Below are 9,264 nucleotides of genomic sequence, written 5' to 3'. Positions count from 1 at the left end.
GTGCCTGCATCTTGCGGAAGTACTCGCGACGGCTTTGTAGAGACATTCTCACGTCACATCCCCTCAGTAAGATTTTGACGTGAGCGATCCACAATCCTTTCGGTAAGATTTTACCTGAGTGATCGCGCGGTCTTGACAAATAACGGTCGGGTATACTAAAATGTTTCCCGTGACATCACACAAAGGTGTCTCATTGTGCGGTCGTGGTGGAATTGGCAGACACGCTACTTTGAGGGGGTAGTGGTCGTTAAGACCGTGCGAGTTCAAATCTCGCCGACCGCACCAGACGTGTGCCCTTAGCTCAGCTGGATAGAGTGTCTGACTACGAATCAGAAGGTCGGGGGTTCGAATCCCTCAGGGCACACCACCTTTACAATCTCAGCGGGGTATAGCTTAGCTTGGTAGAGCGCATGCTTTGGGAGCATGAGGTCGCAGGTTCAAATCCTGCTACCCCGACCAAAACGACGATGCGGGTGTAGTTCAATGGTAGAACACTGGCCTTCCAAGCCAGATGCGTGGGTTCGATTCCCATCACCCGCTCCATTTTTTGCGTTTAAGTTTTTGAAAATTCAATACTATTGATAAACCAAGGCTGTCGATGATGGACAGCCTTTGCTTTCTTAAAGCGGTTGATCATTGATATAATGCTGTGAAAAGATAAAGCTGTGAAAAAGAGGATGGAAGAAAGAGATGGATGATGGTGAGCGACAGCAACAATCGTTCCGATGAAGCGGTCAAGCCTTCTGATGAATTCCAACTGATCCGGACTTTGCTCAGAAAGCAGCGGCCCTCATCACAAGTGGTGGTCGGAGTCGGTGATGATGCGGCCGTAGTGCGCCTGCGTCCGGGTATGGAACTGGTGGCGACCTGTGATGCCATGGTCCAAGGTCCTCACTTTACCAGACAGACCATGTCTCCGTACGACATCGGCTGGAAGGCGATGGCCGCCAACCTGAGCGATCTGGCTGCGATGGCGGCGGAGCCCCGCTTTGCCCTGGTGACGCTTGGTGTCAATGAGGAGTGGGCTGTGGATGAGTTGGTGGAATTGTATGCCGGATTGTACGATTTGGCGGAGCGATACGATGTGCAGGTGGTAGGTGGAGACACGGTTTCCTCGCCCGGAGGATTGTGCGTGTCCATGACTTTGCTTGGAGAAGTGGCGGCGGGGCATGCGTGGTTGCGATCGGCGGCAAAGGCGGGGGACCAGGTGTTTGTCACCGGGCCGTTAGGCGGTTCGGCGGCTGGACTGCATGCGCTTTTAAACCCGAGATTGGGAGAGGCGTGGGAGCAAACTGGGGATGCCGGGCGGCTTGCGGCGATCCTGCAGATGCATCAGCGCCCTCTGCCGCGGGTTGAAGCCGGCCGGGTGTTGGCTGCGTTGCCGTTTGGCGGGGCATTGAATGACGTCAGCGACGGGCTGGCCAGCGAGGCGTGGGAGATTGCGGAAGCCAGCCAGGTGGCCGTTTGGATCGAGGAAGCGGCCCTGCCCATCGCAGAGCCTGTGCGCGATTTCGCCCGGTTTTGCCAAATCGCGCCGGAAGACTGGGCGTTGTATGGCGGCGAAGATTTTCAGTTGTTGGGCACGGTTCCCGCGGATGCCTGGCCGGTGCTGGAGCAGGCGTTCAGGGAAAGGGGACTGCCGGTATACCGCTGCGGTGAGGTCCAGGCGGGGTTTGGCGTGTTTTTGAAAAGGCAAGACGGTTCAGCCGTACCGGTCGCGAAGCTGGGATACAATCACTTCACAAAAAGGGAATGAAGCGATGGTGGCTTGGAAGCTGATAGTGGAAACCTCGGATGAAATGAAGCGGCTGGCGAGATGCCTGGGAGAAGTGCTGAAGGCTGGAGATTGTGTCGCGCTGTACGGGGGGCTCGGGATCGGGAAAACCACCTTTACCCAGGGGTTGGCGCAAGGGCTTGGGATCGCGAAACCAGTCAACAGCCCGACTTTTACCTTGGTGAAGGAGTACCAGGGCCGCCTGCCGCTGTATCATATGGATTTGTACCGCCTGGAGGATCCGACGGAGGAACTGGGACTGGAGGAATATTGGGATGGAGATGGCGTTGTGGTGATCGAATGGCCTGAAATCATCCGGCAATGGCTGCCGGAAGATCGGCTGGACGTGAGCATGGCCCGGGCCCAGGGGGAGCGGCGCGTCGTTTCCATCGAGGCCACAGGTCCCAGGAGCCGCCGCCGGGTGTCGGATTGGATGGCTGCCCTCGGGCGGCGCGACACGGGGAGTGAGGAGTCATGAAAATCCTGGCCATGGATACTTCGACATTGGTGATGGGCGTGGCCATTCTGGATGAGACCCATCTGCTGGGTGAAGTGATCACCAATCAGAAGAAAAATCACTCCGTTCGCCTGATGCCCACCGTGGATTCCCTGTTGCGCAGTCTCGGGGTCGGCCCCGGGGATCTGCAAATGATAGCGGTGGCGATGGGACCGGGTTCCTATACAGGGGTGCGGATTGGGGTGACGTCGGCGAAGATGATGGCCTGGGCGCTGAAGATACCGCTTGTCGGCGTCTCCACCCTGATGGGGATGGCGGCCAGTCTGGGTCCGGTTGACGGGTGGATTTGTCCGCTCATTGATGCCCGGCGGGGACGCGTTTATACCGGTTTGTACCGCCGGGAAGGCGGAAGGCTGCGTTTGGTCCAAAAAGAAATGGTGGTCCCGTGGAAAGAGTGGGTATCCAGGGTATTGGACCCCCTGGATGGTCCCGTCTGGCTGACGGGAGATGATCTGCTGTTGCATCAGGAATGGGCGCAATCCCAGCTCGGCAGCCGTCTGTGCCTGCCCGATCCGGAGCAACGCCTGCCCCGGCCTTCTGTGATCGGCCGCCTGGCCCTGGAATGGATGGGCCGGGCCGATGAGACAGGCGTTCGGGAGAGATGGGGACATCAGGGGATCGTGGTGGCGGCAGGTGAAAGCATCCACCGTTTTGTGCCGCAGTATTTGCAAAAGACAGAGGCGGAACAAAACCTTCTGCAAAAAGCTGAAAAGCTGGGGGCGGGCAGGGATGAATGAACGCGTTCAGGTACGTCCGATGCGCCTGGAGGATATTGATGATGTTTGGGAGGTGGAGCGGGCCGCCTTTCCCAATCCCTGGTCGAAGCAGGCTTATTACAATGAACTGGTGCTGAATAAGTCGGCCCATTACCTGGTGCTTTTGGTCGAAGGGAAAATTCGCGGCTATGGCGGCATGTGGGTGTTGATCGACGAGGCCCATATCACCAATGTGGCGATCCATCCGGAGGTTCAAGGCCGGCGCCTGGGATGGCTGCTGATGGGAACCCTGATGGTCTGGGCCAGGTCCCTGGGGGCGGAGCGGATGACGCTGGAAGTCCGCGTGTCCAACGTCAGGGCGCAAAATCTGTACAACAAGCTGGGGTTTGTCGTCACCGGCGTGAGGCCCCAGTACTACACGGACAATCTGGAGGATGCCCTGATCATGTGGGCGACATTGGATGAAGGAAGGTTGTCGTCGTTGTTCCAGCATGAATGGAAGGACATGGAATGAGCCGTAACGGCGTGAAGAGGAGGGCGGCTATGGGGCGTGGCGAACGGCAAGCGACGCTCATCCTGGGAATCGAAACCAGTTGTGATGAGACGGCGGCTGCGGTGGTGGCAGACGGGCAGCGGATCTGTTCCAATGTGATCGCCTCGCAGATGGACCTTCACCAGCCGTTTGGCGGTGTCGTGCCGGAGGTGGCCTCGCGTCATCACGTGGAGCGGGTGACCTGGGTGATTGAGGAGGCGCTGCGCCGGGCGGAAGTGGAGAAGAAAGACTTGGCAGCCGTGGCGGTCACCTATGGGCCGGGCTTGGTCGGCGCCTTGCTGGTGGGTGTGGCGGCGGCGAAGGCGTTGGCGCTGGCATGGGGGATACCGTTGCTGGCGGTGAACCATATCGCCGGGCATATCTATGCCAACCGGCTGGTCAGCGAGATGCGGTTTCCCCTGCTGGCGTTGGTGGTCTCTGGCGGACATACGGAACTGATCCTGATGCGGGAGCATGGGAAGTATGAACTGGTCGGCCAGACAAGGGATGATGCGGCGGGAGAGGCGTATGACAAGGTGGCCCGCTCATTGGGTTTGCCCTATCCGGGAGGGCCGCAACTGGACGCCTTGGCCCAGCGGGGGGAACCCAGCATTCCGCTGCCCCGGGCATGGCTGGAGCCGGAATCCTACGATTTCAGCTTCAGCGGCTTGAAATCGGCGGTCCTGCAGGTCATTGCGCGTGCAGAGGAGCGGGGCGAGACGTTGCCGCTTGCTGATCTGGCGGCCAGTTTTCAGGCGGCGGTGGTTGAGGTGCTCGTGGAAAAGACGGTGCGGGCCGCCAAGGAATTGCAGGTCCGTCAGGTGATCCTGGCCGGAGGGGTTGCGGCCAACCGGGGATTGCGCCAGGCATTGCGGAAACGCATGGAGGAGACGGGCATCCCTTTGGCGATCCCGCCGCTTTCGCTGTGCACGGACAACGCAGCGATGATCGCGGCAGCTGGGCACATTTTATATGAACGCGGGGAATTTGCGGGAATGGATCTGAACGCAGTGGCCGGGCTGGATTTGTGAGGTTGTTTCTCCTTGGAGAAACAACCTTTTTTTGCCTTGTGGACAAGCGGTGTTCGTATGGATAACTTGCGGGCCGCCGTTTGTGGAACCTGTGAATAAACCGCGAAAAATGTTGAATCACGGCTGTTTTTTCTGTGGATAACTTTGTGGGTATTGTGGATAATCCTGTGGAACGATGCATCCGATCATGTGTTTTGCGAACATCGGACATAGCGCGCCGGATACCGGAAACACTACCGGTAATGAGGAGGAGAAAAGATGCAGCCGTTTCCGGGAAAAGCGCGCGATTGTTTTCGCTGGGTACGTCGCCTTGGGCTCACAGTTTTGTTTCTCGGTTTGATGTTTTCCGGGGCCATCTGGGCGAAACAGGAGACGCCTGTGGAAGGGAAGGTGCCGGATGAAGGAAAGGTGCAGGATGGAGGGAGGATGCCGGGAAATCGCCGGGTGATCCTGGTCTTGATGAACGGCCTGTCGTTTGGCGATCTCTTGGCGCACCCCGCCTGGCGGGAGCTGGCCGGTGAGAGCTGGCTGGGCGCGATGACGTTGAAAACCGCGCGGACTCATAAGGATGTTCACGCCTATGTGACACTGGGCGCAGGCGCCTATGCGGCGGGGGTGAAAGAGGCACATGGATATGATGCACAGGAGCAGGTGCCGCCGGAGGGGGTACGGGCGTCCAAATGGTATGCGCAGCTGACCGGACGATGGCAGACCAGCGGTGTACTGGTTCCGGCCATTGCCCGGCTGGTGAGCGAAAATCAGGCGATGAAGCAATATGTGGCGGTACCGGGTGCGCTCGGACAATTGATCCGGGAATCGGGGGGATGGACGGCTGTTTTCGGCAACAGTGATCGTGGGCCTGCGGTGAAACGGCTGGCTCCCCTTCTCACAATGGACGAAGCGGGCTGGACGCCGCTCGGTGAAGTCGGAAGGAGAATGGTGCGGGAAGCACCGGAGCGGCCGTTTGGCATGGCCACTGATTATGATGCGATGATGCAGGCGTTTCGAACATTGCCGTTTGCTGTCCGGCTGGTGGTCTTTGAACTGGGGGATTTGGATCGGCTATCCGCGCTGGTGGGGCAGATGGACAGCCGGCATGCGGTGTATGTCCGAACCGTCATCTTGAACGAAATGGCCCGGTTTGTCCAGGGTGTGCGACGCGAAAAGCGCGACGAGGACACGTTGCTGGTGGTCTCGCCGATGGTGGACGAATCCTCCTATCAGGCGGGGATGTGGCTTGCGCCGGTGCTGTGGTTGGAGGGGAAAACAAAAGGAGGGACGGGAAGGCAACCCGGTGGCTTGTTGCGTTCTGAGAGCACGAGGCGGGATGGGGTGGTGACCAATCTTGACGTGACAGCAACCGTGTTACAGCAATTGGGCATCCCCATACCGCTGTGGATGAGCGGTTGCGCTCTGCAGAAGGCGGGAACAGCATCGGAACAGGATGCGTTCTGGCGGGAGCTGGGGCAAATGCACTGGGCACACCAGATGCGGCCGCGTGTATTGCGGCCGTATGTTGTCCAGCAAATGGCCATCTTCATCCTGGCCGGCCTGGTGGGTTTGTTCCATTTTCAGAAATGGTATGCCCGGGTGCGCATCCTCGCTTTTGCCACGCTTTTTGCACCGCTTGCGTTTTTCGTTTTGTCTGACTGGCTGGCGGCGGGCTGGCAAGCGCTGCTCTTTCTCTGGGGGGTCACCTTGCTTGCGGCCTGGTTGATCGATCGTTGGTTTCCGCCGCCTGTCGGGCTGCTGTTGGCAGCCGGTTGCGGGTGGCTTCCGGTGGCCTTGGACCTGTTGCGCGGCGGCGTTTGGCTGAGGGAATCGCTGCTGAGCTATGATCCGATGCTGGCAGCGAGGTTTTATGGGATTGGCAATGAGTACATGGGCATTTTAGTCGGCTCTGTCATTTTGACCGTGGCTTTGGTCTGGGATCTGCTGCATGCCTCAGGAAGGACGTGGCGAAACCGGCTGTTGCTGGCGGGGACGGCATGTTTCATGTTGGGCTGGGTGATTGTCCTGTCCGATCCGGGAACCGGCGCGAATGCGGGGGGCGCCTTGGCGGCCGGTGTGGGATTTACGGGCGCCTGGATATTTCTTCGTCAGCCAAACGCTTCGATCCGGCGGATATTGTTGCTCCTGGCGGTTGGTTTTTTCTTTGCGTTCCTTCTCCTGCTGGGGATCAATACATTCGGAACAGGTGTGCAGGATTCGCATGTCGGCATGGCGCTGGAAGTTTCAAATGAGGGAGAGTGGGAGGCGATACGGGCGTTGATTGTTCGGAAACTGGAGACGAATTGGCGCTTGATCCGATACTCGATTTGGACCAAGGTGTTCGCCACGTCACTGCTGGTCAGTTTGTTGGTGCAATTGCGGCCAAGGATGGGCGGAAAAGGCCGGTTGCAACGGTTTTCTCCACAACTGGCAGCTGGTTTTCGCGGAATTCTGGTGGGAAGCGTGGCTGCGCTGTTTTTCAATGATTCGGGCATTGTGGCTGCCGCGACTGCGATCGTCTATCTTGTGGTTCCGATGATCGTGCTTTCGCTGGCGTCTGCTGACATACGTCTGGAAAACGCCAGCGTGCAGACGGATGCGAGGGGGGCGTAGATTTTGCTGTTTTTCTTGCATCGGGTTGGGACCTTGGTATAGATTGGTCATATGAAGCAAAGGAGAGAAACAGGTTTGAAAAGCCGATTGCGCCGGGAATGGCTGCATGCCCGGGATCAGATCCCTGAGGAAACCAGGCAGGCAGCCTCCAGGCAGATTGCCAGCCGGTTATGCCGTTCTGTTTGGTATGATTGGGCGGAATGTGTACTCACCTATCTCTCCTTTCGGAGTGAAGTGGATACGCGACCTTTGATTGAACAGGTGTGGCAGGACGGCAAAAAGGTGCTGGCGCCGAAGGTGGATCGAAGCAGGGAAACGATGGAATTTTACGAGATTCACCAGTGGGAGGATCTGGCAACTGGTCCGTGGGGCATTCCCGAACCATGCGGGAACACCATGCCTTATGCGGACGCAGGCTGCCGTTGCCGCGCCCTGTTGCTCGTGCCGGGAGTGGCTTTTGATCGGCGTGGTTTCAGGATCGGGTATGGCGGCGGTTACTATGATCGGTTTTTGATGCAATCCAGTTTGATGCGATCAAAAAAGCGGCTGATTTCTGTCGGTCTTTCGTTTGAATGCCAGATGGTTCCGGAGATCCCCGTGGAGAAGCACGATCTTCCCGTGGATGGCGTGCTGACCGAAGCGGGATGGAAAAAGTTGCCGCCCATGCCGGAAACTCCGTCAAAATGACCAACTGGCATCATCACTAGAATAAAGAAAAGGAAGAGGAGGAGGGGGCTTGAGGGGAATCGTGTTGTCCGACACACACCTGCCGAAACGGGGGCGGTGGTTGCCGCCTCGATTGGTTCAGGAAATTGAGCGGGCGGATGTCGTCCTGCATGCTGGGGATTTCATGACGGAAGAGGTGGTTGAGGATTTACTGGTGTTGAATCGCAATCTGGTCGCCGTGGTGGGGAACAACGACGACGAGCATATCCGCAGGCGGTTCAGGCGGAAGGAGAAAATCAAGCTCGGAGGGTACACGATTGGCTTGGTGCACGGCGACGGGGGCGCGCGCGAACAAACAGCCAAGCGGGCTTACGAGGCATTTCATGGAGAAAGGCTGGACGTCATCATTTTTGGCCACTCCCACTTGCCCTATCAGAATGTCTATCAGGGACTGATTCTCTTTAATCCTGGCTCCCCCACTGACAAAAGAAGAAGCCCGAGCTATTCGTATGGCATCATCGAAATAGGGGGAACGCTGGAGCTTTCGCATGTGTTTTATGGAGAAGACGCCTTTGCGGAGCGATGAAGGCCCCTAATCGTCCCGCCCCGCTTGTGCAAGCGGGGCGGGATAGGCGTCGTTTCATTCATCCTGATGCTTGATTTCGTCTTTGATTTCCGCGCGGTAGCCTTCGATGGCCGTTATCCGGCGCTCATTTTTTTCTTCCATTTGCCTTGCCTCTTCGGGATCCATTTCATCTCCATGGGCTTTCAGGTAATCACGGGCCTCATGAATGTTTGCCATGGTGTTTTCGATCATTTCCTGCAGCTTTTCAACGTTGTCAGAGCGATCGTCAGGTTTTGGTTTAAACGGATTTGACATCTGTGCAGACTCTCCTTTCGTCTGGCAGGCAATGAGCGATTCTCCGATTAGCTTGCCTCGTGAGATGATTTCTATCCCATCGAGTTGATATCAAAAGATATTCGTCGGTAACAGGCATACTTCTGAGTGAAATGGCCCTGTATGCCAAAATAAGTTGCATTCATCAAGACAACAGGCATTGATCTGAATGCTGCCACATGATATATTACATTTTGCTGTTCGCCATTCATGACAGCAAGACAGACAAAAAAATCATTCAAGGCATGAAAACATGCTTGACAAATGAAATTGGGCATGTTACCATGAGAAATGTCGCGCTCACGAAGGAAGCCAGTGAGCGGCGGACGACAGAAGGATAAACGAACAGCAGCAACAAAGCGATGTTCCTTGAAAACTGCACAATGAAGCGAACCTGATGAGTCAGAGTTGAACTTTTTTCATGGAGAGTTTGATCCTGGCTCAGGACGAACGCTGGCGGCGCGCCTAATACATGCAAGTCGAGCGGGGAGGCAAGGGGAAGCCTTCGGGCGGAAGCTTGCATCCT

The 9,264-nt window shown here is 57.2% G+C and carries 9 protein-coding genes, 4 tRNA genes and 1 other annotated feature; of the genes, 12 read left to right on the top strand and 1 reads right to left on the bottom strand.

The genetic code is table 11. From position 1 onward, the window contains the following. Positions 1-197 precede the first annotated feature (197 nt). The 12 genes from BAA01_05155 to BAA01_05100 all read left to right on the top strand — a co-directional run bounded on the left by BAA01_05155 (position 198) and on the right by BAA01_05100 (position 8,426). Positions 198-285, top strand: a tRNA-Leu gene (locus BAA01_05155). Between the two features lie 5 nt (positions 286-290). Then, positions 291-367 (top strand) — tRNA-Arg (locus tag BAA01_05150). Between the two features lie 15 nt (positions 368-382). Beyond that, positions 383-459, top strand: a tRNA-Pro gene (locus BAA01_05145). 10 nt (positions 460-469) lie between these two features. Next, positions 470-543, top strand: a tRNA-Gly gene (locus BAA01_05140). Between the two features lie 154 nt (positions 544-697). Continuing rightward, entirely contained in the window at positions 698-1,756 is a 1,059-nt protein-coding gene (locus BAA01_05135) for a thiamine-phosphate kinase (protein ID OUM85558.1), read from the top strand. Between the two features lie 4 nt (positions 1,757-1,760). After that, a complete protein-coding gene (locus tag BAA01_05130) occupies positions 1,761-2,252 on the top strand; it encodes a tRNA (N6-adenosine(37)-N6)-threonylcarbamoyltransferase complex ATPase TsaE (protein OUM85557.1) in 492 nt (163 codons plus the stop codon). Continuing rightward, the gene (locus BAA01_05125) at positions 2,249-3,028 is read left to right on the top strand and encodes a tRNA N6-adenosine(37)-N6-threonylcarbamoyltransferase complex dimerization subunit TsaB (GenBank protein OUM85556.1); all 780 of its coding nucleotides are present in this window, start codon (positions 2,249-2,251) and stop codon (positions 3,026-3,028) included. Before BAA01_05130 ends, BAA01_05125 begins: the two co-directional genes overlap by 4 nt. After that, complete coding sequence (locus BAA01_05120) at positions 3,021-3,521, top strand: ribosomal-protein-alanine N-acetyltransferase (protein OUM85555.1); 501 nt, start codon at positions 3,021-3,023, stop codon at positions 3,519-3,521. The genes BAA01_05125 and BAA01_05120 overlap by 8 nt, the downstream gene beginning before the upstream one ends. A 29-nt stretch (positions 3,522-3,550) precedes the next feature. Beyond that, positions 3,551-4,570 (top strand): tRNA N6-adenosine(37)-threonylcarbamoyltransferase complex transferase subunit TsaD, encoded by a 1,020-nt coding sequence (locus BAA01_05115; GenBank protein ID OUM85554.1) that lies wholly within the window; start codon positions 3,551-3,553, stop codon positions 4,568-4,570. A gap of 258 nt (positions 4,571-4,828) precedes the next feature. After that, positions 4,829-7,174: a hypothetical protein gene (locus BAA01_05110; protein ID OUM85553.1), complete on the top strand. Its 2,346-nt coding sequence runs from the start codon at positions 4,829-4,831 to the stop codon at positions 7,172-7,174. 75 nt (positions 7,175-7,249) lie between these two features. Beyond that, on the top strand, positions 7,250-7,861 hold the full coding sequence (locus tag BAA01_05105; GenBank protein ID OUM85552.1) for a 5-formyltetrahydrofolate cyclo-ligase: 612 nt from the start codon (positions 7,250-7,252) through the stop codon (positions 7,859-7,861). Positions 7,862-7,910: 49 nt separating this feature from the next. Continuing rightward, positions 7,911-8,426, top strand: a complete 516-nt coding sequence (locus tag BAA01_05100) for a hypothetical protein (GenBank protein ID OUM85551.1) — start codon at positions 7,911-7,913, stop codon at positions 8,424-8,426. Positions 8,427-8,480: 54 nt separating this feature from the next. On the opposite strand, the gene BAA01_05095 is transcribed toward BAA01_05100, so the two are convergent. After that, the gene (locus tag BAA01_05095; protein ID OUM85550.1) at positions 8,481-8,720 is read right to left on the bottom strand and encodes a small acid-soluble spore protein Tlp; all 240 of its coding nucleotides are present in this window, start codon (positions 8,718-8,720) and stop codon (positions 8,481-8,483) included. Between the two features lie 433 nt (positions 8,721-9,153). After that, positions 9,154-9,258, top strand: a sequence feature (possible 16S ribosomal RNA but 16S or 23S rRNA prediction is too short). Positions 9,259-9,264: the final 6 nt, after the last annotated feature.

Origin of the sequence: Bacillus thermozeamaize, from assembly GCA_002159075.1 — a bacterium.
Classification (GTDB): Bacteria; Bacillota; Bacilli; order ZCTH02-B2; family ZCTH02-B2; genus Bacillus_BB; species Bacillus_BB thermozeamaize.
This window is presented reverse-complemented; position numbering and strand designations above follow the sequence as displayed.

What these genes read in the sequence shown, in the direction of transcription:
- BAA01_05110 (OUM85553.1), top strand. Translation starts at nt 4,829, where the DNA reads ATGCAGCCGTTTCCGGGAAAAGCGCGCGATTGTTTTCGCTGGGTACGT.
- BAA01_05125 (OUM85556.1), top strand. Translation starts at nt 2,249, where the DNA reads ATGAAAATCCTGGCCATGGATACTTCGACATTGGTGATGGGCGTGGCC.
- BAA01_05130 (OUM85557.1), top strand. Translation starts at nt 1,761, where the DNA reads ATGGTGGCTTGGAAGCTGATAGTGGAAACCTCGGATGAAATGAAGCGG.
- BAA01_05120 (OUM85555.1), top strand. Translation starts at nt 3,021, where the DNA reads ATGAATGAACGCGTTCAGGTACGTCCGATGCGCCTGGAGGATATTGAT.
- BAA01_05115 (OUM85554.1), top strand. Translation starts at nt 3,551, where the DNA reads ATGGGGCGTGGCGAACGGCAAGCGACGCTCATCCTGGGAATCGAAACC.
- BAA01_05095 (OUM85550.1), bottom strand. Translation starts at nt 8,720, where the DNA reads ATGTCAAATCCGTTTAAACCAAAACCTGACGATCGCTCTGACAACGTT.
- BAA01_05135 (OUM85558.1), top strand. Translation starts at nt 698, where the DNA reads ATGGTGAGCGACAGCAACAATCGTTCCGATGAAGCGGTCAAGCCTTCT.